This is a genomic window from Nibrella viscosa (assembly GCF_039541875.1).
Lineage (GTDB): Bacteria > Bacteroidota > Bacteroidia > Cytophagales > Spirosomataceae > Nibrella > Nibrella viscosa.
In genome coordinates, this window is sequence record NZ_BAABHB010000019.1 from 82223 (window position 1) to 106167 (window position 23945).

24 protein-coding genes and 1 pseudogene are annotated in these 23945 nt (G+C 49.3%); 3 read left to right on the forward strand and 22 right to left on the reverse strand.

Features of this window, described 5'->3' with window-relative positions:
* Nucleotides 1-3 precede the first annotated feature (3 nt).
* Both ABD931_RS27480 and ABD931_RS27485 read left to right on the forward strand, forming a co-directional pair.
* Nucleotides 4-816, forward strand: coding sequence for a TIM barrel protein (locus ABD931_RS27480; protein ID WP_345271255.1), 813 nt, complete (start codon nucleotides 4-6; stop codon nucleotides 814-816).
* Nucleotides 817-852: 36 nt separating this feature from the next.
* Nucleotides 853-1194, forward strand: coding sequence for an L-rhamnose mutarotase (locus ABD931_RS27485; RefSeq protein WP_345271256.1), 342 nt, complete (start codon nucleotides 853-855; stop codon nucleotides 1192-1194).
* 26 nt (nucleotides 1195-1220) lie between these two features.
* On the opposite strand, the gene ABD931_RS27490 is transcribed toward ABD931_RS27485, so the two are convergent.
* From ABD931_RS27490 to ABD931_RS27510, 5 genes are all read right to left on the reverse strand, one after another.
* On the reverse strand, nucleotides 1221-2153 hold the full coding sequence (locus ABD931_RS27490) for a dienelactone hydrolase family protein (RefSeq protein ID WP_345271258.1): 933 nt from the start codon (nucleotides 2151-2153) through the stop codon (nucleotides 1221-1223).
* A 55-nt stretch (nucleotides 2154-2208) separates the two neighbouring features.
* Entirely contained in the window at nucleotides 2209-3138 is a 930-nt protein-coding gene (locus tag ABD931_RS27495) for a sugar phosphate isomerase family (protein ID WP_345271259.1), read from the reverse strand.
* Nucleotides 3128-3919 (reverse strand): PIG-L deacetylase family protein, encoded by a 792-nt coding sequence (locus ABD931_RS27500; RefSeq protein ID WP_345271260.1) that lies wholly within the window; start codon nucleotides 3917-3919, stop codon nucleotides 3128-3130. Before ABD931_RS27500 ends, ABD931_RS27495 begins: the two co-directional genes overlap by 11 nt.
* 12 nt (nucleotides 3920-3931) lie before the next feature.
* Complete coding sequence (locus tag ABD931_RS27505; RefSeq protein WP_345271261.1) at nucleotides 3932-4954, reverse strand: Gfo/Idh/MocA family protein; 1023 nt, start codon at nucleotides 4952-4954, stop codon at nucleotides 3932-3934.
* A 117-nt stretch (nucleotides 4955-5071) separates the two neighbouring features.
* Entirely contained in the window at nucleotides 5072-6298 is a 1227-nt protein-coding gene (locus tag ABD931_RS27510; protein ID WP_345271263.1) for an MDR family MFS transporter, read from the reverse strand.
* A gap of 183 nt (nucleotides 6299-6481) precedes the next feature.
* On the opposite strand from ABD931_RS27510, the gene ABD931_RS27515 reads away from it, so the two are divergent.
* Nucleotides 6482-8011, forward strand: coding sequence for a sensor histidine kinase (locus ABD931_RS27515; protein ID WP_345271264.1), 1530 nt, complete (start codon nucleotides 6482-6484; stop codon nucleotides 8009-8011).
* A 16-nt stretch (nucleotides 8012-8027) separates the two neighbouring features.
* Here ABD931_RS27515 and ABD931_RS27520 read toward each other — a convergent pair whose 3' ends face one another.
* The 17 genes and pseudogenes from ABD931_RS27520 to ABD931_RS27595 all read right to left on the reverse strand — a co-directional run bounded on the left by ABD931_RS27520 (nucleotide 8028) and on the right by ABD931_RS27595 (nucleotide 23472).
* Nucleotides 8028-8522, reverse strand: coding sequence for a GNAT family N-acetyltransferase (locus ABD931_RS27520; RefSeq protein WP_345271266.1), 495 nt, complete (start codon nucleotides 8520-8522; stop codon nucleotides 8028-8030).
* A 45-nt stretch (nucleotides 8523-8567) separates the two neighbouring features.
* Complete coding sequence (locus ABD931_RS27525) at nucleotides 8568-9494, reverse strand: Nif3-like dinuclear metal center hexameric protein (protein WP_345271267.1); 927 nt, start codon at nucleotides 9492-9494, stop codon at nucleotides 8568-8570.
* A 154-nt stretch (nucleotides 9495-9648) separates the two neighbouring features.
* Nucleotides 9649-10086, reverse strand: coding sequence for a hypothetical protein (locus ABD931_RS27530; protein ID WP_345271268.1), 438 nt, complete (start codon nucleotides 10084-10086; stop codon nucleotides 9649-9651).
* A 724-nt stretch (nucleotides 10087-10810) separates the two neighbouring features.
* The gene (locus tag ABD931_RS27535; protein ID WP_345271270.1) at nucleotides 10811-11857 is read right to left on the reverse strand and encodes an NHL domain-containing protein; all 1047 of its coding nucleotides are present in this window, start codon (nucleotides 11855-11857) and stop codon (nucleotides 10811-10813) included.
* On the reverse strand, nucleotides 11847-12833 hold the full coding sequence (locus ABD931_RS27540) for an NAD(P)-dependent alcohol dehydrogenase (protein ID WP_345271271.1): 987 nt from the start codon (nucleotides 12831-12833) through the stop codon (nucleotides 11847-11849). Before ABD931_RS27540 ends, ABD931_RS27535 begins: the two co-directional genes overlap by 11 nt.
* Nucleotides 12834-12877: 44 nt before the next feature.
* Complete coding sequence (locus tag ABD931_RS27545; RefSeq protein WP_345271272.1) at nucleotides 12878-14287, reverse strand: ATP-binding protein; 1410 nt, start codon at nucleotides 14285-14287, stop codon at nucleotides 12878-12880.
* Between the two features lie 70 nt (nucleotides 14288-14357).
* Nucleotides 14358-14804 (reverse strand): NAD(+)--rifampin ADP-ribosyltransferase, encoded by a 447-nt coding sequence (gene arr / locus ABD931_RS27550; protein WP_345271274.1) that lies wholly within the window; start codon nucleotides 14802-14804, stop codon nucleotides 14358-14360.
* Between the two features lie 53 nt (nucleotides 14805-14857).
* Nucleotides 14858-15544, reverse strand: coding sequence for a GNAT family N-acetyltransferase (locus ABD931_RS27555; protein WP_345271275.1), 687 nt, complete (start codon nucleotides 15542-15544; stop codon nucleotides 14858-14860).
* Nucleotides 15541-15627: pseudogene (locus ABD931_RS29350) on the reverse strand (hypothetical protein); the annotation flags it as partial. The pseudogene ABD931_RS29350 and the gene ABD931_RS27555, both read right to left, overlap by 4 nt.
* Before the next feature lie 14 nt (nucleotides 15628-15641).
* Nucleotides 15642-16091: a DinB family protein gene (locus ABD931_RS27560; RefSeq protein WP_345271276.1), complete on the reverse strand. Its 450-nt coding sequence runs from the start codon at nucleotides 16089-16091 to the stop codon at nucleotides 15642-15644.
* Between the two features lie 18 nt (nucleotides 16092-16109).
* A complete protein-coding gene (locus ABD931_RS27565; protein ID WP_345271277.1) occupies nucleotides 16110-17552 on the reverse strand; it encodes a family 43 glycosylhydrolase in 1443 nt (480 codons plus the stop codon).
* 53 nt (nucleotides 17553-17605) lie between these two features.
* Entirely contained in the window at nucleotides 17606-18358 is a 753-nt protein-coding gene (locus tag ABD931_RS27570) for an acetylxylan esterase (protein WP_345271278.1), read from the reverse strand.
* A 770-nt stretch (nucleotides 18359-19128) separates the two neighbouring features.
* Nucleotides 19129-19659, reverse strand: a complete 531-nt coding sequence (locus ABD931_RS27575) for a spermidine synthase family protein (RefSeq protein ID WP_345271279.1) — start codon at nucleotides 19657-19659, stop codon at nucleotides 19129-19131.
* A gap of 253 nt (nucleotides 19660-19912) precedes the next feature.
* A complete protein-coding gene (locus ABD931_RS27580) occupies nucleotides 19913-20332 on the reverse strand; it encodes a DUF1801 domain-containing protein (RefSeq protein ID WP_345271280.1) in 420 nt (139 codons plus the stop codon).
* Between the two features lie 145 nt (nucleotides 20333-20477).
* A complete protein-coding gene (locus ABD931_RS27585) occupies nucleotides 20478-21212 on the reverse strand; it encodes a DUF2306 domain-containing protein (RefSeq protein ID WP_345271282.1) in 735 nt (244 codons plus the stop codon).
* Between the two features lie 236 nt (nucleotides 21213-21448).
* Nucleotides 21449-22942 carry a S41 family peptidase gene (locus ABD931_RS27590; protein ID WP_345271283.1) on the reverse strand — a complete coding sequence of 498 codons (1494 nt, stop codon included), beginning with the start codon at nucleotides 22940-22942 and terminating at the stop codon, nucleotides 21449-21451.
* A gap of 125 nt (nucleotides 22943-23067) precedes the next feature.
* Nucleotides 23068-23472: a dihydrofolate reductase family protein gene (locus ABD931_RS27595; protein WP_345271284.1), complete on the reverse strand. Its 405-nt coding sequence runs from the start codon at nucleotides 23470-23472 to the stop codon at nucleotides 23068-23070.
* Between the last annotated feature and the right edge of the window lie 473 nt (nucleotides 23473-23945).

Here is a 23945-nt window from a genome sequence, read left to right on the forward strand (position 1 = left end):
ACTATGAAATCCTGTGTGACTATTGCGCTGGTGCCGTCGATCAGGACCGGCCCCTGGATTTACTGGGAAGATCTGGCAGCGAGTATGGCTAAAGCCGCCAGCCTGGGTTTCGACGGCGTCGAACTGTTTACGGCTTCGGCCGATGCGGTTGACCCCTCTCATCTTAAGCAATTATGTCAGCGTTATAATCTGTCGATTGCTGCGGTCGGTACCGGAGCCGGCAAGGTCATTCACGGGCTGACGCTTACTGATCCTGACCCGGCTGTTCGGGCGCAGGCAGTAGCGTTTGTGCGGGAGATGATTGCGTTTGGGGCACAGGTAGGAGCTCCGGCTATTATTGGCTCCATGCAGGGTAATGTGGTCGCCGGCGTAGAGCGGGAGCAGGCATTCAACTGGCTGGCCGAGGGACTGAATACCCTGGGCGATTATGCCGAAAGCAAAGGTGTACCGTTGATCTACGAACCCCTGAACCGCTACGAAACCAACCTCATCAACCGGCTCAACGATGGCGTTGCTTTGCTGAACGGCCTATCGACCCGCAATATCAAACTCCTGGCCGATTTATTCCACATGAACATCGAGGAAGCTTCAATGCCGGACAGCATTCGGTCGGCGGGAACGGCTATCGGTCATGTGCATTTTGCCGACAGCAACCGTCGACCGATTGGCGGAGGACATACAGCCATGGCCGGTATTGCGGAGGCTCTGCGCGAGCTTAAGTATTCTGGTTACGTCTCGGCCGAAGCCTTTCCCTGGCCCGACCCCGATGCTGCGGCCGAACAGACCATCAAATCCTACCGGCAGTATTTCGGATAAATTTTTTTCTATCTACTTCAACGCTAACCATTCCCTATGAAACGATTTTGTCTGGCACTCGACCTCAAAGACGATCCCGAACTAATTAAAGAATACGAAGCGTGGCATGCCCCTGGCAAAGGCTGGCCGGAAGTGCGGCAGAACGACCTGGCCGCCGGGGTGCTGGACCTTCAGATTTACCGCACCGGCAACCGTATGTTTATGATCCTGGAAACGGACGACGATTTTACCTTCGAGAAGAAAGCCGAACTGGATGCCGGCAATCCCCACGTACAGGACTGGGAGAAACTAATGTGGAAATTCCAGCAACCCCTCCCAAACGCCAAACCCGGCGAAAAGTGGGTGTTGATGGAGCAGATTTTTCAGTTTGAGAAGTAGCACGGATTATCAATCCGTGCTACAGTCTACAGCCATTTCTTGAAAAACGCCAGAATGTCGTCCCGCATCCCGGCGGTCTCCAGATGGCCGACATCGTAGATTTTTAACTGCCAGGCGTCAGGGGCCCCTTCGCGCTGGTACGTTTCTTTCAGGTTTTTGTCGATCTTCTCCAAGCCTTTTAGGGGCGTCAGTGGGTCAAGACGACCGGCTAATCCGAAGTGGGGGCGGGGTGAGATGAGGGCGTTGATCTGCGAAGTGGTGAAATGGTTGAGCAGGTCGGGCACGTAGTAATAGATGCCGTGCAGCGATAGCCCTTTTTCGTCCAGGAGTGCCTGATAGTCGGTGAGGCAGCAGAGGTCGACGCAGACTTTGATGCGTTCGTCCAGGGCTGCCAGCCACCAGGCCATGGTGCTGCCCATCGACATGCCCATGGTCCCAACCCGCTTCATATCTACGTCGGGGCGGGTTTGCAGGTAATCCAAAGCGCGGAGATTATCGTACACCATCATCCCCCACATCACCTGACCTTTCCAGAGCATTTCCTTGAACATATCCAGCTCGGTGCGGCCTTTCCGCTCACCAAAGCACCAGCTATCCAGGCATAAGCCGGCGTAACCGGCCCGCGCCAGCGCCAGGGCATACGGGGGCGTCTGCATCTCCTTCCGGCCTGTCACGTATTCATCCTTGCCGACGTGGTACTGCCCGAAATGGGAATGATTGAACAGGATGACCGGCACTTTCCCCTGGGTGTTTTTAGGCCTGGTAAAATAGGCGGGCACCGGCTCCAGCCCGTTAATGTCCATCAGCAGCTTTTCGGTGATCAGCTCATCTGTTTCCTGCTGGGAGACCTGTTTTACAGAAATAGGTCGGTTGCGATCCGGCAGCCGGCCCAGCAACTGGTAGAGTTCCTTTCGCTGCTTCTTCTTATCGGCAGCCATTTCTTTAGCAAGCGTATCCATGAGAAATGAAATTTATGTGCCCCGGATTGGCAATCCGGAACAGTATTAGCAAGCATTAGTGCATTTCAACGGCGCAGGTGCCGATGCCCGGGCGATAGAAATTAAACTGTACGTTGGGGTGGTGGGCCAGCAGTGACATTGGTACGGAAGTGTCTACGATCCCCTGCGAGATCATGTAGGTAGTCAGCCGTTGTCCGAACGGGTTATCGTGCATACCGGCATGCCAGATAGATACCTTATCGGCTTTCCAGGTTTCAACCGGGCCTACGGTAATGGCCTTAGTGGGAACCAGCGCGATATTGCCTCCACCGGAAGTGCGGGCGTTCTGCGCAATGGTAATCGGGTGCAGGTCGACTACCCGCGTGGCCAGTTGCCGGTATTCTTCCGGTGTGGGTGGATTATCAATATAACGCCCTTCCCGCTTCGGCGGGTCATTGAACGCCCAGTGCTTGATGTCGCCCTGCCCGCCCTGCATCACGGCGCAGCGTACACTCTCCCAGCTTTTTCGGTACGCTTCGGTATTGGCTTTGGGGAAATGGAGGTTTTCGTCCGGCATCACCAGTTCGTTGCGGATACGGTTGAAGCACAGTTGCCGGTCGGCCTTTTCAAACGAGAGCGGGTGATCGGGTGAGGCTTCTTTCCCGTCGATAAGCCATTCGTCCATGCCCCAGAAATGAGCCGATTTAAGCGAGATGCCCAGTTCGTTCACCAGCCGCGCCACCAGGGGTAACTGCTCGGTAGGACCGATAGGCCCGCAAATACCAACCGGATTGTCGGGCGTCGATTGCTGCCAGGCGGTAATGTATTCAAGTGCTTCGGCCAGATAAAACTCTTCGAGGGTGTCGTAGAAAACGACGGTGAAACCCGGCCGCGAGAGCGTAAGCATCTGTTCGGGCGTGAGCTGGGCCGCTTCTTCGATAAGCGCGGTATCCAGTGTGGTATAATCCCACCAGTCAGGGGCAATGGAACTGAGTTTACGGGGCATGGTATGTTGTATAAAAGTCTTGGTTGATGGAATAGTCGTCTCCTAATTCTTGCAGCGGGTCGGCATCGGGTGCACAGAAGCCGTAATGCAAGTGGCGACGCCAGCCTTCGGCATATTGGTATTTCCCGGACATGTGCCCTACCTCCAGCGCCATATTTTCCATCGTTTGCAGATACGAGTTCAGGTTCTGACTCACATCAAGCCAATGCTGCTGACTCTGGTGGGATTTCAGGGCTTCCAGTTTGGTGCCGTGAACCGCTGTGGTATTCACATAGGCTCCGGCCATCACCAGCCGTCCGAAGGGGTCGCGCAGACCGTGCGGCATGGCGTGGTACAGGGTGCAGTCGTAACTATCGGTCGGCCGGGCGGGTGTGGAAGTAAAGTTGGGCATACCGCGGGCGAATGTGGCCGTGACTGCCAGCCGGCAGGTATTGGTGTGATCTTCCATATAATCCACCGGCGAATGCGTCAGCACCACCGATGGTTTTACCTCCCGGATGATAGCGGCCAGCCGGCGCAGCGTTTCAAGGTCATAAAAAATCTCCAGATCGTTGCAGAACGGCGGGTGAAAATGAGCCCCCAGCACCTGCGCGGCTTGTTTTGCCTCGGCCAGCCGAATGGTCCGGGTGGTTTCCGAATCGTATTCTACGCTGCCGCAGTTGCCGCCGGACAGATTCAGGTAATGAATGTCGTAGCCTGCCTGTTTGAGGAGCAGGAGCGTGCCGGCCATCATGAACTCGATATCGTCGGGATGGGCGGCAATGGCAATGGCCGTTTTCATACGATCGTCTGCTTATATCTGCACGGGCTTGCCGGTTGCCGCCGACTCGTCGGCTGCAAAAATGATTTTGTGAGTTTTCATCGCTTCGTTCAGGGTAGTGAGCGGCATATCTACCCCGGCTTCCAGCGACTGGAAGAACGTATTGAACTGAGTCAGGTACGGGTGATCGGAGACATCACCGGAGTCGAGCATGTTCATGGCCAGCGTACTCCAGGCATTCCGGTTGGTGCTCAGTTTCATCGAATGAAATTTGTTGTCGAGCAGGCTGCCTTCACTCCCGCAGAGGTGGGTGTGGAAGTAGTAGGGTTGCAGGCAGTCGACAACGGCCGCGCATTTGCCGATGCGTCCGTTCCGGAACTTCAGGATAGTGACGCTGGTGGTAGGGTATTCGTAGGGCTTGAAGAACTCGCTCCGCGATTTGGTGTCGTAGCTGGTTACCTCTTCCACATCGGTACCCATGCAGAGCAGCAGCGCATCGAGGGCGTGGCAACCGGCGGTGAGCAGCGAACTGCCCCCGGCATCTTTGCGGATGTTCCAGCGAAAGGGGCTGTACCAGGGGCCAATGCCGTGGTAGTAATCGATTTCACCGTAGTGCAGTTCACCCAGCAGGCCTTCGTCAAGAACCGCTTTGGTCGCCATGAACTGACTCGAATACCGGCATTCAAAGCAGAAGCAGGTTTTCACGCCCGCTTCCTGCACGACGGCCTCTACCGCCAGGCAGTCTTCCCAAGACAGGGCCAGCGGCTTCTCGATGATCAGGTGCTTACCGGCCCTGGCTGCGGCAATAGCGTGGTCTTTGTGCTGATACGGGTAGCTGCAGATAGAAACAATGTGGAGATCAGGGTCGGCCAGCATGGCGTCCAGATCGGTGTAGGTGCGGATGGTTGATCCCCATTGGGTGCTGACCTCCGCATCGTTGAGCGGGCGGGAGGAGTAGATGGCGGTAACCTGGGCGTGGGGACTGGCATTGATGGCGGCAATATGGGCCGACGCCACCCAGCCGTAGCCAATAATGCCTACATTGAAGGTTTTCATCAGTATCAAGGGTAAAAGTTAGGGAAACTCGGTTACTCTTTGGGTCAAAGCTAAAAATTAGCAGCAGAAACGGACAGGTAAAAAGGGGATTTTTCTAAACAGAATAATTCCGCTTCCTTACACTGCCGAAGGTTCAACGCTTGGAGCCGTTGTAAGTGACTGCCGGCTCAGCCACACGAAACCTAAAGCGGAAAGAGTAGCAAAACCGGTCAGTACGAGCCATAAGGTAGTAAAACCGGCCAGCGCCACAATCTGAGAGCCAATAGCCGGGGCGGTGATCTGAGCAAACGCGTACGACATGGAGTATAAGGCCATATACTGCCCCCGGTTTTGAACATCGGACCGGCTCACGGCAAAAGACTGCATAAAGGGCATGGCCAGCATCTCGCTGAAGGTGAGCACGATCATAGAAATAAACGCCCAACCCGGCCATAGGCCGGCGATCAGAAGCAAATAGGCCACGCCCGTAAGCAGTGAACCATAGGCAATCAGTCCCATCTTGCGCGGCCCATACCGGCGCTCCAGGGCGTATATCAGCGCCATTTCAATGAAAGCGACCATCAGACCGTTCATCGTCATCAGCAAACCAATGGTCCGCTCACTTAACCGGAGTACCTCTTTATAGTACAGCGGGGCCATGGTAAATATCTGAAAGAACGCCATGGCAAACAGAGTTGTAAAGACCAGAAAGGCCATGAAGAAGCGGTCCTGGTAAGGAGATCGTACAGAAACCGGCACCGCACCGGCTTCATGCGCTTCTGCCGATTTTCCGGTCGGCACCGGCAACCTGCTGCGTAACACCAGGGCTGCTACAATACAGGTCAGCCCATCGGCCCAGAACAGCAGGCTGTAATCGATAGAAGCCAGATAGCCGCCGATGCCTCCGCCGATGGACCAGCCGAGATTAATAGCCAGCCGGTTGAGCGAATAAGCACGGGTGCGGTCTTCGGGCTTGCTGTACCAGGCAATGGCGGCTGAGTTGGCCGGCCGGAAGGCATCACCCACCAGCGTAAACAGGAACACACTCACGCAGATACCGGCAAAGCTGTGTACGAACTGGAGAACCAGCAGAAAAATTCCAGCCAGTAACAGGCTGAAAAACTGAATCTGGTAGAAGCCGAAGCGATCTGTCAGGCGGCCGCCGAGGAAGGTGCCGGCCAGGGCCCCTGTTCCGTACACGGCCATGATAATGCCCGCATCGGTAACACTATAGTGCAAGTGCTGGGTCAGGTAGAGCGTCAGATACGGCAATACCATGGTTCCGCTGCGGTTGATGAACATCACCACCGCCAGCAGCCACACCGAGGGCGAAAAGCCCCGGTACGCATTCCGATATAGACGCAACGTTTGACCGACCATCCTGCAAAATGGCAGTTTCGGCGCAGAATTGGAAAGCTGGTTTAGTAAACGGGCAATTTTACGTGCAGGACGCACGGGGCGTTTATGACTGTAGCCGGATAATCTTATGCACGAGGACTCCTCTTCCTCCCAAAATGCATAACTTGCCCGTCCTATACCGGAGTACGTATGGATAACCAACTGGATATAAGTCTGTCGAGTGATGAGTGGCTCAAAGACCTTTTTGACCACGCCCATGACCTTATTCAAATTGTTCACTTAGATAGTACGCTAATCTATGTAAATAAATCGTGGACAACGCTGCTGGAATATACCCAGGCCGAAATTCAGGGAAAGTCGCTTTACACGTTTATCGACGAACGTGACCGGGCACGCTACAAAGAATATCGCAGGCAGGTCATCGAAGGCCTCATTTCAGGCCAGCCTATTGTGTTCAAACTGAAAACAAAAAGTGGCCGACTGATCAGTGTCGAAGGCGTTGTTACGGCCAAACTGGATGGTGGGAAACCCTGGTATACGCGGGGGATTTTCCGGGACATCACGCTTCGCCTGCAGAATGAAGCGCAGCTACAGCATTTAAATAAAGAATTACAGGAAAGAGAACAGAACGTACAGCAATTGCTTATTAATGCACCTGATGCGGTGGTGGTCATCGATAAAGAGAGTCACATTCGTTTCTGGAACCCTAAAGCAGAGGCCGTTTTTGGTTGGAGAGCCGAGGAGGTAATCAACCACCCCTTACAGTTTGTCATTATACCTGCCCAGTATCGGGAGGCACACGCCAGGGGAATGGAGCATTATCTGGCTTCTGGTGAGGGCCCGGTATTGAATAAAACAATTGAAATAACTGCCCTTAAAAAATCGGGTCAGGAGTTTTATGTCTCCTTAACGATATCGCCTACCTACCAAAACGGTGATATTGCCTTTATCGCCTTTATCCGGGATATAACCGAGCAGAAGCATAATCAACTGGAGCTGGAAAAGAAAACCAGAGAACTGGAGCAGTTCACCTACGTCTCTCATCATGATCTGCAGGAGCCTCTGCGCAAAATCATCATGTTTGCGGGTATGGTGAAATCAGACAGTTACGACCGGTTGTCGGAATCGTCCCAGAAATTGTTTGATAAAATTGTTGATGCTGCCGGTCGCATGAGCACAGCGCTCAAAGATGTTCTAAATTATGCCAGTCTGAACAGAGAGGATCTTCTTTCGCCGGTAGATCTGAACGACGTGCTGGCTGCGGTTATGGCGGATCTGGAACTGGTCATCAGTGAAAAGAAAGCCAGTATCAGATCGGATACACTACCGACAATCCGGGCTGTCAATGTGCAGATGCACCAGGTGTTTTATAACCTGCTGAACAACGCCCTGAAATTTGCTAAGCCAGATGTGGCCCCGATCGTTACGATTACCTGTCGGGAACTGCGTAGACCGGAAATCAGGGAGCATCCGGATCTGGACTCCCACAGGCAGTACGTTGCCATCGCCGTTCAGGATAACGGAATCGGGTTCAATGCCGATGCTTCCCAGAAGATATTTACAATGTTTCAGCGGTTACACAGCAAACAGGCATATCCGGGTACCGGTATCGGGCTGGCGCTCTGCAAAAAAGTAGCGCAGAACCATGGCGGTAAGATTTGGGCCGAAGGTAAACCCGGTGTAGGAGCAACGTTTACGGTGATTCTTCCTTTGGGCTGATTTTTCTTCGCTGCCTTCAAATTGCATTTGAATAAACATGCAACTGGTCACTCCCCACGTCAATTTTCCTGCAAAAACGCAGTCCGAGCTTTGTTAATAACCTGATGGAGCTAACATTGTCAGGTAAAGTGGTTGCAAGAACCGTAGCATATTCAGGCTGTTGGCTTACCAGTGATAATATTTCACGGGCAGCCTCATACGCATAGCCCTGCCCGGTATACTCCGGCAAAAAGGCAAAGCCAATGTCAAAGTGCTCCAGATATGTTCGTTTTATGAACGTAATTACACCGACAGAAACATCGCGTTCTTTAATGCGAACCACCCAATACGTTAAATGCTGCGCTGCGCTTATATTTCCTATATAGGCAATTGCATCTTCGCTGGAATGGACGTTTCTGTCTCCAATGAACCGCAGCCAGCCTGCTGTGTTAACAAGCTTTCGAATAAATTCAGCGTCACTTGCTTGCAATAGGTGGAGGGAAAGCCTTTCTGTATGAATAGTCGCCTGCATAGATGTCCTTACTGTTTTTACACGAGGTCGTGGCGGTAGTTAACCTCATAAAAACTGAAATGGATTGGTAGACGCAATATGGGTTACCTTAATAGCGGGCATTTTGGGCTGTAACCATGTAGCGGCATATGCCATACCGGCCTCTTCGCTGACCGCATGACTCAGAATTAATAAAGAGGTTTTCTGCCCCATCTGTAAGCCATCCCTTACCCGTTCTACAGTCTCCCATTCCCTGGTTTCACCGCTCAGAATCAGATCCGGTTTATACTGTTGGATAGCCGCTATCTGCCGTTTACTATCCATATAGCCAAAGGCCAGATAAACCGTACGGCAACTCTGATTTAAATCGCCGACCATGCGAACCGTCGATATTCCCAGCTTTTTTTTGGTAAGGGCTACTATGGATTTTAACGACATAGGGGCGGGTAAGGTGAGCAATCTGGGGTTACTGGCATCGTAATACGTTTCCCATCCCAGCTTTATCAGGTTACCCATGGCAATGCCATCGGGCTTGTGCGCATGCCAGTAATCGTGAAAGCGCCAGATGGCGATCTTGTGTTTGTTCAGCAGGTTGGTTTTATACCGGTAGGCATCGTCATCCTTCAACCAGTCGGTTTCGTCCTGGTTGTTGTAGAAGGGGGTTTCGTGGGAAATGATAAAATTAGCACCAGCCTTAGCGGTCTGCTCAATCACCTCAATGGTTGGAAACATCGTGGTGACGATACCGGTAACCTCCTGATCCATACGGCCGGATCGTAACTGATCGACGGTATTGGCAAACGGCGCACCCGGAATTTCTTTTAGTATGGTGTCAATCACCTGTTTGACGGTATATTGAACGTTCGGCTGCCACGTACGCGCTGCGAGACCGATGCCGGGTATGGTCAGAACCATGGAGGTGCCGACCAGTCGGGAAACTGAAAATAGAAACGTTCGTCTTCCGCCGAGGGAATCAGGATGGGGGTTCTGCATAATGGGTTTAGTCGCTTTTTTATTTTTTACCCAACATCAATGCGTACCAACCAAACGGGAAGTACCATTGCGTCATAATCTACAAAAATTCTGACAATGGACGGAACTACCTCTGGCATACAACGAAAAATGGCCCTGGTGGCCATTCGGATACTTACCGGCATAGCCCGTAGCCAGAATACCGCCCCAGGAATGTCCCACCAGAAAAACCTTTTTCGTTCACCAGGTCATAAAAGCGTTTGCTTTCTTTTGAATTGATGACCTGCGACAGGTGGTTGGGATGTACCCCCAGGCTTCTGGCTAAATCAGTCAGGGTGAGATCCGGGTTAGTATACGGCTTTTGTTCGGCCATCAGTACTTTCAATCGCTCATGAATCAGCGACGCGTGCTGATCACTCAATGTCGACTTCTGGTATTTTACACCGGTTGTATCGGCCGGTGCGGTAAAATCTGTGGTTAGACTATCATCAGGCTCACTATGGGTGCTTTCTTCCTTCGTAGCGGCAACGGGCAACGGCTCGAACTGCGGTTGCGGGGAGCCATGGTTGATTACCTGTACCTGCCTGATTCCGAAATAACCCAGCCACAGCACAAACAGGGCAGCAGCCCCAAAAATCAGCGTGTCTTCCTAAACAAAGAGGGCAATAATCCAGATCCCTATAATCCAGATGATGAGGTATAGGAGCCAGTTAACATTAACCCGGTCGGTATTGGAAAACTGGTTCATTGGATTTTTCCGGTACCGGAGGAGTCTAGTCAGGGAGAGGATAACATAAACGATGCCTGATAGATAAACCGCGTATAAATTGATCAATATGGGCGTTTCGAAGCCCTGCCCTTTTCATTGGTATACCTCAACCTACTGGTCGAATGGCAAAAAGAAAAACTTGCTAAACAACAGGTAGGATACAAGAATGGGCAGGAAATGAAGCAGTTGTCTTTTTTTAAATGGGGCAGGAGAAGTTTGCTGGCAGGTGTATACAAACAAAAAAGGCCCTTGCGCCAGCGGTAGCGGAAAACCCGGCGTAATAAGGGTGGGGTAAACCAATTCCTGATGGGTGTAGTGTAAATAAAAAGCGAGCAGATGAAAACCGGTCGTATTTTAGCCAGGCAACCAGTACAAAAGGGGTAACTGGCGATCTGGTGCTGGGATACCCGTTTTGAACCGCCGGACCACGAGCAGATCGGCAATCGTCTCAGCATTAAATAGACTTTTACGTTGTTGTCCGCAATGCTCCGGCAAAGGGGCACATACGCTTTTGGGTCAACTTGTCGATGTTTCGTATAGAGACACTGTTCGTTACCTTTAGACTTTGTTACCTGGCCACCGTAGTAACCATACCATCGGCCGATAGGCGCCGGATGCAGTTGTTGCCGCCGTCGAGGATGTAGATATTCTGCCGGCTGTCGATAGCAATGGCGCAGCGTTGCGGAAAGTTGAACAGGGCCGTCAGCGCTTTCCCGTCCTGGTAACCTTCTTTCGACCGCCCGCCCATGTTAACGCTGTTGGACTGAATCTCGCTGTTGCCGGCAATAGTCGCTACCACCCCGTTGGCTACTTTGATGATTCGATTCAGGCGTCCATCGGCGAAGATAACATCGCCGTTCCGGTTGACGAGAATGTCCTCCGGGGCCATTAGTTCGGCCTTGCTGATGTCGCCCTGCACGTAGACGGGATGGAACTCCCGCTTGCCGCACAGGCCGGCTACGGTGGTAATGGTACCGTCAGGCTCTACTTTCTTGATACACCGCCCGGCACCATCACTCACGTAGAGGGTGCCTTTGTGATCAACGCCCATACCGGCAATCCATTTGGATTTAAAAGCCGGGTTTTCGCGGGTGTTGAGCAGCGTGGTCACCAGACCGTTGGTATCGATTTTGCGAATCAGGTAAAAGTCGCCGAGGTTGTCTTTGTTGGTGTTGTCCCGCTCGGTCACGTAGATGTTGTCGGCTGCGTCGATCTTGATGTACTCGATGCTGCGAAACTGAGCCGTGGCGATAGGACCGTCCTTGACGGAGGCCATAAACGGTACCCCGGCAAAGCGGCTGACTTTGCCGTCGGACGTCATTTTCCAGATGATATCACTGTTGGCCATGTAGATATTATCCCGGCTGTCGATGGCCATGGCCGAACACTTGGGGTAGGGGGCTCCTCTCATTCCTTTCTGAATGTCGTCGGTGATAACTGACAGGGTGCCGTCGGGTGCCAGCCTGAGTACCCGACCCATATAGGCGTGAATGACCAGGTTATCCTTGCTGTCGACTACGATAGCTGTTGGTGAGGAGGGAAGTTTAGGAACAGATGGCTGTGCCTGAACGGCCCCGGCGGTGAGCAGGGCCAGAACAATTAGTTTAACGGTCATGGCGGTGGGTGACGTAAAAAGGGATTGAATTTTCCCAGACCATCGCTACTTTTCCCCTGGTGTGCATGGCTTCAATGTAGCGTATGGCTTCCGGAATTTCTTGATACGGATACGTTTTGTCGATATGGACGTGAATTTTTCCGGTCTGAATCAACGAGGCCAGGGTCTCTAAATCACTGGTGTTGGCTTCCGCCGTAAATTGGGCTAATGGAAAGGTACTGAATTTGGCGTTTATCTGCAACGCAAGCATATGCCCTATGGTGGTAAAGCCGACCACAACCCCGCGCTGTCCCATGCGTTTGTAGTCGGCAAAAGAAAGATTACCGTGGGTATCAATAATGAGGTCGTATTTCCCCCGGTGTTGGTGGATGTTTTCAGTATCATAGGCCATAACGTGATCGGCCCCTAATGTCCGGACAAAGTCTGTGTTTTTGCTGGAACAGACGGCCGTTACCTGAGCCCCATAGACTTTGGCAAGTTGTACTGTAAAATGACCAACCCCGCCCGAAGCGCCGTTGATGAGCACTGATTCGCCGGCTTTGAGCTGACCATGCGTACTGAGTGCCTGCAAGGCTGTAACGCCGGCGATGGGCACACTGGCCATCCCGGCAAAACCGGCTCCTGCCGGCATCAGGCCGCAAGCAGTTGCTGGTACACAAGTGTACTCCGCAAAGGCACCACTGGTCAGGGTCCCACCAAATACCCGGTCGCCGGCCTTAAAATGCTGGACTTCTGGGCCGGTTTCCTCAACAATGCCGGCAAAATCGGCCCCCAGAGTTTTATTCGTGGGTTTGAACAGGCCAAATGTGAATCGGGCAAACAGCGGTTTTCCCCGAAGAATATGCCAGTCTGCGGGATTAGCCGAATTCGCGACAACTTTTACCAGGAGGTGACCATCTTTCAACGAGGGCTTTTCTACCTCTTCCAGTTGAAGCACTTCGGGACCTCCGTATTTCGTTTTTGTAAAGGCTTTCATCGTAAACAGGTTAATGGGTTGCTCAACTGCGTATTGTTTGACGCCTATTGCTGCACAATGGGCAGTGAAACCACAAACTCAGTTCGGCCGGGGGTTGAATTAACGGTTATCTCACCGTTATGAAGTTTAACAACCCGGTTTACAATGTCCAGCCCTATACCCGTTCCTTCACCTACTTTTTTGGTGGTGAAGAACGGATCAAAAATTCGCGACCGGATCTCTTCCGGAATTCCCACGCCATTATCCACAATACTAACCGTCACGATTTTAGGATCACAGGACGTTTCAATCGTAAGCCTTCCGTTTGTCGGAAGGGCGTAGATGGCGTTATCAATCAGGTTTGTCCAAACCTGGTTAAGTTCGCCAACGTAAGCGGGAACGGAGGGCAGGTTACTACAGAATTTTTTCTCGACCTCAATGTTTTTTTCACGGACTTTGAACCCAAGAACTGTCAGGGTATTGTCAATATCCTGGTGAATGTTGGTGGGTTGCAACGCATTGCTTCTGTCCATTTGCACATGACTTTTGATGGAGTCCACCAGGTGCGAGACGCGGCTGGATGCATCACACAGGTCCTGTAACATGTTATGAGAGCTTACTAAATTCTCCAGCCACGGTAGTACCTGGATAAATGCCGCGTGCCCTAATTCGGTGTGGATGCTTTCGAGTTCTTCTGTTGAAAATCCAGCTTCCGCTAACGTTTCGGCCAGCTCTCTTTCGGCAATGCCGTTGTCTTCCAGCCAATCCGACAACTCGTCTTCATAGTCCATGCGTTGAAGAGCCGTACGCTTTATTGTTGGAGCGGAATCGCTCTCTTTTTTTTCTGCCCAGGCCTGGATACGCTGAATATGGTCGGGTGTTAAATGCCCTGAGAGCAGGTTTTTTGTGAGTTCATAGTTGCGGGCTATTCGTTTGTTCAATTCATGGGCAAACCGGTTAATAGCCGCTACGGGATTGTTGAGTTCGTGCGCGATGCCGGCGGCCAATTGTCCTAAGGCACTTACTTTTTCATGCTGCGTTTTGGTGGTAGCAACGAGTTTTGCCCGTTCCGTCATGTAACCGATGAGCCGCTGAATAAACTCAGGATTGAGCTGCTCCAGTTCGTGAAAATAATTTTTATGCAGTTTGAGGCAGCGCAGATGCCCGACCGCAAACGAACAGCCGGGGTAAACTTTCATTCTGGAATACGGAAATAAGCCGCCGACTCCACCCGTTAGCGCATCGTTGGCATAATAAAAATAATACACCAAACGGCCGTGGTGATCAAAGTAAAAGCTAACCTTACCGTCGAGGACCATGATCATGACATCGGCCTCGTCGCCCGTTTTTTTTAGTTGTGTTCCGTCCTCATACTCTCCGTACTCCGAATGGTCCAGTATCCATTGCAGATGTTCGTCGGGCAGGTCGGCTAAAGCGACTATTTTTCGTATATCGGCAACAGTGACTGGCTGCATTTTCGATAAGATTTAATGATTGTTGCGGCAGAAACGTTTGTACCAGGGATAAGGTGTACGGCTGACGAATTTAGTCGTCAATGGCCTCAATTCCCAACTGCTTCAGTCGCTCCAGATGCGCCTTCATTGCGGTAAGCTGCTCGGGGGAGTGCCCCTGCCAGTCGGTGACCTCTCCGAAGACCCGAAGCGGATGCCGGGAACGGTACGATTTGGTTGGGTTGCCGGGAAACTTCTTGTCCGTCAGGTTGGGGTCATCTTCAAAAGGGCCGGTCGGCCCGACCAGATAAATCCGGCCCGGACCATCGCCCAGGGCCAGTTCGGCGCCCCAGACTGCCGCATCCAGGGTGGCGGTCAGGTAGACATAGCTGGCCTTCTTCCGCTGACCGTAGTTGGACTGGAAACCAGGTTCGATCAGGTCGCCGGGCTTCAGATCGGCCTTCGTGCCGTGATAAAACGGTTGTGCAGGCAGGTCGTGGGTAGCTTCTGCCGATTGGTCGTTGCTGTTGTCTGTCGTCAAGGTCTTGTCTTGTGTAAGTGAGGTATGTCGTGGATCTCGGATCGTCTGTTCATTTACGGTTGTTCCTTTTCAAGAACATACACCCTGATGTGCCGTCTTGTCTGAAAGCCCAGCTTTTCGTACAGCTTGCGGGCGGCAGTGTTGTCCAGATCCAGGTGCAGAAACGGAATGTGTGCGGCTGCGGTTATGTGGCCGATCTGGCTGCGGACCAGTCTGGCCGCATACCCCTTACCGGTATGATCGGGGTGCGTACACACCGCGCTTATCTCCGTATACGGGTCGGGTTGCAGGCGTTGCCCGGCCATGGCAACCAGCTTGTTATCCTGAAAGATGCCTTCGTAATTGCCAAGCTCAATGGTGCGGGGAAGAAACGGACCGGGTTTGGTCAGCGCGGTCAGCTCCAGCATGGCCGGAATATCCTGATCCCGCAGGCGTACCAGATCAATATCCTTAACCAATTGTGCCTGTTGGGGCTGATAGACCATCTGTAAAATGGGTTTGGTCAGCTCCACACGCCAGCCGGTGGGAATGGTTAGTTCATCTGCAGTGAAGAGCACAATCAGGCTTTTCGGGGGCATTAACGCATGCAGGTCAGTTAAGTCGCTGTCACTGTTGGTCTTCAGTCCGGCAAATATGCCTACATCTCGTTTTAGATACCTGGCGTTCCCGCTTCCATAGGCTAATGGTTTATTGCCGGTGATCAGGGCATGCCAGATGGGATTATCGAGAATATGGGTCATCGTTTGTCTCTGATCGTGATAATTACCCGCTGGTAGCGCGTGAGCACCAGCGTACCCGTATCAATGGCTTCCAGGATCAGGTGATTGGCTTGATCGGCTAGTGGGAACTCCTTCCTTTCTTAAGCGTTAAGCCAATCTGGCCGGCATGGTATGCCGTATGGTACAGCACATGGGCAAATAGTCTGGCCCTGGTAACGGTACCGAAAAACGGTGTCTCAATGACGTTCTGCCAATCTGAGTCGGACGTCTGTTCGATGATAGTCTGCAGGAGCGCATATCCTTTCTCGATCAACCTGCGGCTTTCGGCCAGGTCTTCACCCTGACCAGTGTCGGTCTTGCCCATGGTTGTATTAGGTACATCGGGCGGAAAACCAAAGAAATAGCCAAACAGGTTCATTGTCTCGCCGATGTGCCGGTAAATGAATCCTGCTGATGCTGCCTCGTCCGTGAGTCTGTAATGCAGGTTCCCGGTGGTCAACTCAGTGAATGCGAAATGGCAACTTACCTGATTCTGAATGAGCAGGTCAGTGAATAACGCGCGAAGCATAGGCTACGTACTTAGAAATTAGTGCTCCCTGAAATTCCATTTGGAATTATCGCTGCTGAAATCAAATGCTGCCAATGTCGGGGTGCTGTCTCCGGACGACACCAGCGCCCATTTCTTTCCTGAATTCGGTACTACCTTAGGCATTATCCGGTAGGTGCCATCCGTCAGTTGGTCGATGCGCCATAGCTGTTCGGGGGCGCCGGTAAAGGCTGGTACAGTTATGACTTCGGCATCGGCCGTGGCCGCTAAGGCCCGGTCGGTTCCCGCCAGGACAATTTTGTAATAGGGACCGCCTAAATACCCGGTGGTATCCGGCGCATCGGTAATCGTCCATTGCTGGTGGGGACGCGACATATAGTCGCCTATTCGCAAATTAATCGGACCGGTTGGCCAGGTTTTGATGACATCGGCCAATTGCTGAGCCGGAACGGGCCTGATGGGGTCATTGTTGGGCTGGCCAAATCCGCGTGGTGCCACGGGCATTCGGGTAAAATCAACGGCCAGTTCTAAGGCATAGCCTCTCCGTACGGATTCTATTTGGTAAGTGCCTTCTTTAAATTTTTCTCCGGCAACCGGCCATCCGTCTTTCCAGACCACCGGCAGAATGCCTAATACGCTTCGACCACCCTGCGCTAAATCGGCTTCGTAATGGAGAGACATTTTTTCGACGCCTTTCTCCAGCACGATATGCCCAAAATGCCCCGGACCGATTAGGCCGCCACGGGTGGCCACCACCATCTTGCCGCCCCCTTCCAGCATGCTTCGGCCTACATTGTCGAGGTAAGGGCCGGTTATTGTTTTTGAACGCCCCACCACCACATTGTAGGTAGAGTTGGCCCCATCGCAGCAACTCCCGTGCGTGGCCAGCAGGTAGTACCAGCCGTCGCGGTACACCAGCGTGCTGGCTTCGCAGACGATAGCGACATCCACGGGTTTATTACCGGCCTTGAGTTTTCCGGTGTTGGGATCTAATTCGATCAGGCGGGTATAACCAAAATAAGTGCCGTAGGTGAGCCAAAGGCGTCCGGTCGTCGGGTCCAGCATCAGACCGGGGTCAATGGCGTCGTTCTCTTCGTAGCCGTCCGACGTAGCCACCACCACCGGTTCGGAGTATTTAAAATCAGGGGATTTTGGGTCCAGGGTTTTGTTCCACATGGTCAGAATAGCGCCTTTGTGGCTGGGCGAACCACCGGTTGCGCCATAGGTGACCAGGTACCGATCCCCAATTTTGAGAACGTCAGGAGCCGCTCCACCACCCGGTCTGACCCCGCCCCCGTACCAGGTCCAGCCATCGTCGGAAATCAATCCACCCCCGCCGGTGCCGAAGGTGTAGTACTTGCCCTCGCATTCAGCAACGGTTGAGGGATCATGGATAAAGGGTCTTCCGACCTGGGCTAGTACAGTTTGGGTTATCAATAAAGCGAATAAGACTATCAGGCCAGTGGCTTTCATTCGTTTCATGTAAAAGGTTGTAGATTTATCACTCTTTCAGGCTACGCACCCCGCTCTTTCACTCATTCGTAACGAATACTGAAGTTTTTCACAGGCGCTCCTTTTTCATCTACGAAACGAACGCAGAAGTTAGCCATACCCGGCCCGTTGATGACGGCCCCGCGGATGATGTTCCTGCCCTTCTTGAGCGTTAACCGGGCTGATGTACCATTATCGGCAATCATATCCCGGTCACCGGACAGCAGCAGGGCTTCCTGACCATTCAGCCACCACATGCTGCCGGAATTACAGCCGGCCGCCAGCCTGACGTTCTGGATTTCGTCGGGGCAATCGATGACCGTGACCAGCCAGACCAGTATGCCGTATCTGGGCTTGTTCAGGGCGTAGGTAAAATGGTACAAATTAACGTTAAACGCCTTGCTGTCCAGCGCATACCATGTCAGTTCCTGATTGCCTACGTTTGCCGTTGCGCCGTTTTTAGGAACGGCGGTGTAATCAGGGGAAAAATTATCGGCCGCAAACGTGGTTCGGAGGTAGTTATCCGTGAAGATATTATTTCGGACAATATCTTTCTTGACCGGTTCCAGCACCAGCCACCGCTGAATAAATCCCCTGGCATCCGGTGCTTTTTTGGCGGCAGCGGCTGGTATGAAGTGTTTAGATAGGGTATGAGTTGTGTCGCTTTTCAGCGGTATAGGCGGGAGTGGGGGCCGTTGTGCCGGCCCCTGGGCAACTGCTGTAAGGCCACTTAGCTGTAGTGTTGATAAAATGACAAGAGTTACAACTGGCAACCAGACCATGCGTTTTCTGTTCATCGCAGATTTATGGCTAAGGATTAGGATTCCTATATGAAGCGTATTTTACGTAAACCTACTCGACGAAGCAAATAAAATAGGTTTTGGCGGCTTAAAAGTTCACAGTAACCTGGGTGACGGAGAGAGCTTGCTGCTGTGGCAGAGGTGGCGTGAACCTCAGAAATACAAAATTGGAGGGTAGAGTCCGCAACAATACGGTCCACAAAGGAGATATGGTAACGTTTATCAGTCTTTCGCTTTCGGCGTTCTTCTTTACATCCCTTGCGTAAGTCTTAGGCGACTGTCTAATCTTTAATAATCTTGATATTGCTGATAAAAAAATTTTCCGTCTCTTTATCGCTTCGCCCATGAGTAAATGACAAAGCATTAAAGAACGAAGCTGCCGGAATTGCTTTCTTGTACTCGGCTATTTTATGCTGATCAATAAAGAACTGCAGGTCTTCATCCTTTTTTTTGATGGTAACGGTAACCCGGTTGTGTTTCTAATTATTGGAAAAGCCCGGAGCAGGCACCCATTTAGTGCTGTTCATATAGCCAGGTGGCGAAGGGAATTTTGCTTCTATTTCTACTTCACCGTCGCGGCCACTGAAGCCTGGGCGGGCCCTTACCATTAAAAACGATTCGGCATTGCCGGGCGACTTCTCTTTCGATAAGCGGAATTCAAGTGGGTGCATTTCAAAACTACCAACAACACTCTTGCATGCATTCATTTATAACCCAATCCGTTTAAAATCGCTGGGTTCATAGTGTTTTTTGAGACTGAATAGTGTCTATTTATGTTGAAAGTAGAGTCTTGTATGGCTTAAATGATAAAATGAGTACCTTTTGTTGGTATTTCTGAAATGCACCCATGCCGCACCGATTAAATCAACGGCATACAACCGGCTCATGTTTTTAGAAAGGCGTGTAAAAAGCAGAGAGATAATTAAGCCGGAAACAAAAAAAGGAGCTGAAATAGTAATGTAATACAGCGGCATAATATAGAGCTGCCGTTTGTCAGTTGCAACGGAAAAGGGATTAAAAGGAATTTGTTGCAGCACCCAATAGGAAAGAATCGTAATTACACCGAACAGCAGTGACAGCCATGCCGATGTGTTGTTCAAATCCATTTCTTCTCGTAACCTCTTCCAGCTTGCCAGTACTACACCTGCAGTACCAAAGCCTAATAGTGCAGTAGAGATTACCAAAAAGCCGAAATGGTACCATAAGGCTACGCTCATTACCCGTGTAAGCGATAGCTCCAACAATAAAGTGGCTAACGATACCAAGAAAATGCCAATAAAGAAGTTGCTCTTGTGCATAGCTTTAAATTTAAGTTTATACAATGTTCATTCGGCAAGGAACGGTATATAGAACCTTAAGATAAGTTGCAACAAAAACTTGAAAACTGTAGATTTCTTTCAAATAGGAAACGGTTGTTTCAAGTTGCCGCTAACGTTTTGGGGTTTGCGATGGCGGGAGTTTTAGCACTACCGTTTAATAGAGTTACTAATGTTCAATAATTTCCATCTGTTCAATAGCATTGCGTCAGCCCCCGCTTATGGAAATACTTTGTTAGCGGTTCGTTACGGCTGACTTTGTTGCTCTAATCCATCTATTTATAATGCTTTTCAATTTCAATTTAGATTTTTCTATGCTGTCAATATCCTTAAAAGAGGCAATTGCTCTATCGTTCTCTTTCCAAGCAAGAAGCCCTGAGTTGTCGTCAATGATTTTGTCCTTAGGCTGGGGTTGTTTCTTGACGCCCCTGTGAAAAATTAATTGAAGCTGTTTTGGTGGATGAATTCTTATTGTTATTCGGTCTTCGCCCTCAAAACAATAGTTTGGTCCATTCCACTTTATGTTTTCTGTTATACTGTCATCAGCGTTTAAAATTGTTAGTCTTAACAGTTCTATTTCGGCTCTCAAAGGGTGATGCAAGTCGTCAAGAAATTTAGTTACGTCAAGGTTTAGGTTGTCCATATAATTTTCCATTGTTTTGATTTAAGATGCTCTTGTTGCGTCTTCAATTACCGCTAATGGACAGGTATTGCTGCAAGTGGGATATTTTATGACTTCCTGCCCGCAACTGCTGCCTGGTTTTATTTTGAATTTGAAGTTGAGAACTAATAGCCTGGCTTTATTCGTCAAGCCGAAACCGCTGCTGCATAGCGAACCGAAGCCGATTGCTCCAACGTCGTGCCCAACTTGCAGCAATACCCATGTTGGCTCCTGGTTTAGCATCTGATTCTTTTTGTTTCGATAATAATGGATACCAAACTAGAAGAAACTCTGTTATCATAAGAGGATATACCCAGCATAACCATTCATAAACTGTAAATCTAACTTCTTTATTTTCCATAAAACCAAACACACCTGTATACTTATCAGTCGTTGAAAATAATCTTATAAAAACAAAGGCGAGTCCACATACGTAGGAGCGTATCATGAATTGCTTATGCTGTTTAAAATTTTTTTTAACTGCAAACCAAAAAGCCACAATTGTAGTAAAGAGCCAGATAATCGCAAGTAATCCTAAAGAGGGAATGGCACCCGGCAAAGGATAATTCGAGAGTAAATAGAATACCATAATTGCAGCTATAATTGACCCCCCTATGTAGAACTTCCCTGCAATACGATGCCAGTTTCTAAAGCGGTTTCTAAAAGGTGCCCAAAACTGCAAAGGTCCAAGAAATAATGTACAAGCGGCACCTGTAAAATGAACGACTAACCACCATTTTTCACTTGCCCTTCTTGCCTCAAGCTTGCCAAGTAAATAATCAGATATACTATTGAAGAAAAAGTAAGTTGATATGACAAAAACGACTATCCAAAAAAGAATTGTGAAAATGTCCTTTTTAAAATTGGTTTTCATGTTTTTAAGTATTTGAATTTTTTATATCGAGAACTCGTACAAAGCTTGCCGCATAACGGACAAGTATTGGCGCCGTATGGGTATTCAAGGTTCATCTGTCTGGTACTTCCGCCAAATGCTGAACTAAAGTACAAGTTTATTTACAAAAGCTGAACAGCGAACATAATGCCAGGAGCCAGTGCTGAATAAGGAGCTACTGCTGATGTTTTCTTTCTTCCGCCCATATTGTGCTAATACTAATGTTGGCTGTAGTTATAATTCTTAAATGTCTCAACAGCCTTGTCAAGCTGTCTATCCTTCAAGCTGATTATATCTTTTAAATTTAGCGATATTTGATAGTCAGGAATTGTTCCACGTCCTTTTGGCTGACGACTAAAATCCTCGTCGACAGCAGTTAATATTCTTATAGTAGGTATTGTTACTTCCAATCCACTATTGGGCAGTTTAAGATTAAGATAATTACCACCGGTTGCTCCGTAGTAACAACCACCTGTTTCTTCACCTACAATTTCTACTCTTTTTTGAAAATGGGCAATGGCTACAAATTCCGAAGCCGCTGAGCAGGTTGTTCCTGATGTCAGCAAGATTATATTTCCTTTAAATCCATTGTCAACCGCAGGACTTTTTGTTTGAGTTCCAGCATACCTATCATTCACCAAACGAAATTTATTTTCCGATTTATTAACAGTAGAGTTGTTTGTGCTGCTGGCATTGGTTATGAAGTAAGTATATGTAAGCGACCCAGTTTTCATTTCTGCACTTTTTAAATGACGAAACGGCCGTACTGCGATAAATGAATAGAGTAAGGAAACATTATCATTTCTACCCCCTCCGTTTTCCCGTAAATCCATAATCAAATGTTGGGAGTTCTTCTCTTTTATCTTTCGGAAGATGGATGATATACTATCACTAAACTGTCTGGTATTCATTTCAAACGTGTTTATGGAAAGAATAGCGATGTTTTGCTGGAATCTAAGGTCGAAAGGGGGAGGAGGATTTGTCTTAACCGTTGAAATTTCTTTTTGGGATATTGCTGTAACTGTAAAAGTGTAAGACTTACTTTTGGTGTTATCGATGGCTTGAATTGTAAACTTCTCCGGTTGACCATAATACAAGGCATAACCCTCTCGAAAGGCACCTTTCGTCAATAGGTTATATTTGAAAGTTTGGTTGTATCCATCAGACGGAATGCTGTTTAACAGTGTTTGGATTATTTTCTTTGTTTCTATATTGTTAATCGCCAACACTTCTACTCCTTCATATCCTTTGTTAGTGAAATCTTTGCGGATGTATAACTTTTCACCTTGACAAAATAAGTCAAAGGGCAAGATGCGTGTAAATTGAAAAGCCGCTTCATTGTGAGAGGGTTTTAGGTTTGTATGTCCGCATTTAATATTTGCAATGACTGGAAGAAGAAATTTAAAAAATTCCATTTCTGTCATGTCCCGGTTCAGCAATAATTTTGTGCTGTCGAAAAATTTGTCCATGACAACGCTGTCGGTGTACCAGTAAAGTCCGGGATGCGCTTCTTCCAACGTTTTTCGTAAAATGTCAAAGTCTTGCTTCAAAGCGGTTGAATTAATCACCTGTTGGGCATCATTAGTTTTAGAAAAGCAACAGAGTTGTAAAAACACAAAACAGAACAGTGAAAATCTTCTGTACATTGCCGGAAACGGTATGTCCACATTAAGCTTTAAGAATTTCAATCTATCGCCATTCATGTAGCCCATTATTAATTGCGTTGTTGCCGTTTTCTAATTTGATACTTCAACTGAACTGTTCCACTTGAAAATGTTTTGGTTTCAAGTAACGTTAGATGAACTCTATGGTTCAATACAGTAACCATTGGTTTACCTTAACCAAGAATTACAGGAATGACAGATATATTTAATTCATCAACAAGGTTGTCGTTCAACAAAGAGGCTAACAAATTTGCACCACCATATACAGCAATATCTTTTCCGGGTTGTTGTTTAATGTTCAGTACTAATTTTCTAATATCTCCTTTTAAAACAGTAAAGTCATTGTCAACTACGTTTAAAGAACTTGAAAAAACATAGTTTTTAATTCCCGGAAAGGAAACACTGCCAGCTTTTCTAAGCTTTTCATAGGAATTTCTTCCAAAAAAGAAAGTGTCAAACTTTGCCATGTGTCCTGCAAAATCAAAATCCTTATCCATTATTATCCAGTCGTATTCTCCGCTTAAACCTTCGATGTACCCATCTAAGCTTATTGCGAAGCCCGCTATTATCTTTCTCATACTGAAATAATTTTCGAATAATACTATTAATTTATCAGCATTGCTGATAAATTAATAGGAAGATCGATGTCTTCCTTATGCCTGAATTGATGCTTATACTGGCACATAGTCAAAGTTAATTCTGCCGCCCCGCTATAGCAGCAAGCCCACTTTGTATGCACATACTTTTACTCAATCATTAGTACGGGCAAACTAAACAATCGCATCTGAGTTAATTTTTGTCAGGTGAATATCTATACAGCCATGCATTTGCGCTGGCGCGTTGATTTTCATCATATCCCCCTGTGATTAAAACTTGGGAATTCGCTAAATGGGTAGCGAAGGAAAATAACCGATCCGTTTTGATTTGGGTGCATTCCAAAGTGTCGTAGTGCGCTTTGTTCATGTGTAACTATGCGGCCATGGAGTAGCTACCAGGCTCAATAAGGGCTTTGACCAATGGCCACCGACCACTCATCCAGCAACTCCGCAGA

Coding starts and splice junctions, on each gene's coding strand:
- ABD931_RS27480 (WP_345271255.1), top strand. CDS start 4: ATGAAATCCTGTGTGACTATTGCGCTGGTGCCGTCGATCAGGACCGGC.
- ABD931_RS27485 (WP_345271256.1), top strand. CDS start 853: ATGAAACGATTTTGTCTGGCACTCGACCTCAAAGACGATCCCGAACTA.
- ABD931_RS27490 (WP_345271258.1), bottom strand. CDS start 2,153: ATGGATACGCTTGCTAAAGAAATGGCTGCCGATAAGAAGAAGCAGCGA.
- ABD931_RS27495 (WP_345271259.1), bottom strand. CDS start 3,138: ATGCCCCGTAAACTCAGTTCCATTGCCCCTGACTGGTGGGATTATACC.
- ABD931_RS27500 (WP_345271260.1), bottom strand. CDS start 3,919: ATGAAAACGGCCATTGCCATTGCCGCCCATCCCGACGATATCGAGTTC.
- ABD931_RS27505 (WP_345271261.1), bottom strand. CDS start 4,954: ATGAAAACCTTCAATGTAGGCATTATTGGCTACGGCTGGGTGGCGTCG.
- ABD931_RS27515 (WP_345271264.1), top strand. CDS start 6,482: ATGGATAACCAACTGGATATAAGTCTGTCGAGTGATGAGTGGCTCAAA.
- ABD931_RS27520 (WP_345271266.1), bottom strand. CDS start 8,522: ATGCAGGCGACTATTCATACAGAAAGGCTTTCCCTCCACCTATTGCAA.
- ABD931_RS27525 (WP_345271267.1), bottom strand. CDS start 9,494: ATGCAGAACCCCCATCCTGATTCCCTCGGCGGAAGACGAACGTTTCTA.
- ABD931_RS27535 (WP_345271270.1), bottom strand. CDS start 11,857: ATGACCGTTAAACTAATTGTTCTGGCCCTGCTCACCGCCGGGGCCGTT.
- ABD931_RS27540 (WP_345271271.1), bottom strand. CDS start 12,833: ATGAAAGCCTTTACAAAAACGAAATACGGAGGTCCCGAAGTGCTTCAA.
- ABD931_RS27545 (WP_345271272.1), bottom strand. CDS start 14,287: ATGCAGCCAGTCACTGTTGCCGATATACGAAAAATAGTCGCTTTAGCC.
- ABD931_RS27555 (WP_345271275.1), bottom strand. CDS start 15,544: ATGACCCATATTCTCGATAATCCCATCTGGCATGCCCTGATCACCGGC.
- ABD931_RS27560 (WP_345271276.1), bottom strand. CDS start 16,091: ATGCTTCGCGCGTTATTCACTGACCTGCTCATTCAGAATCAGGTAAGT.
- ABD931_RS27565 (WP_345271277.1), bottom strand. CDS start 17,552: ATGAAACGAATGAAAGCCACTGGCCTGATAGTCTTATTCGCTTTATTG.
- ABD931_RS27570 (WP_345271278.1), bottom strand. CDS start 18,358: ATGAACAGAAAACGCATGGTCTGGTTGCCAGTTGTAACTCTTGTCATT.
- ABD931_RS27575 (WP_345271279.1), bottom strand. CDS start 19,659: ATGCACAAGAGCAACTTCTTTATTGGCATTTTCTTGGTATCGTTAGCC.
- ABD931_RS27580 (WP_345271280.1), bottom strand. CDS start 20,332: ATGGAAAATTATATGGACAACCTAAACCTTGACGTAACTAAATTTCTT.
- ABD931_RS27585 (WP_345271282.1), bottom strand. CDS start 21,212: ATGAAAACCAATTTTAAAAAGGACATTTTCACAATTCTTTTTTGGATA.
- ABD931_RS27590 (WP_345271283.1), bottom strand. CDS start 22,942: ATGGGCTACATGAATGGCGATAGATTGAAATTCTTAAAGCTTAATGTG.
- ABD931_RS27595 (WP_345271284.1), bottom strand. CDS start 23,472: ATGAGAAAGATAATAGCGGGCTTCGCAATAAGCTTAGATGGGTACATC.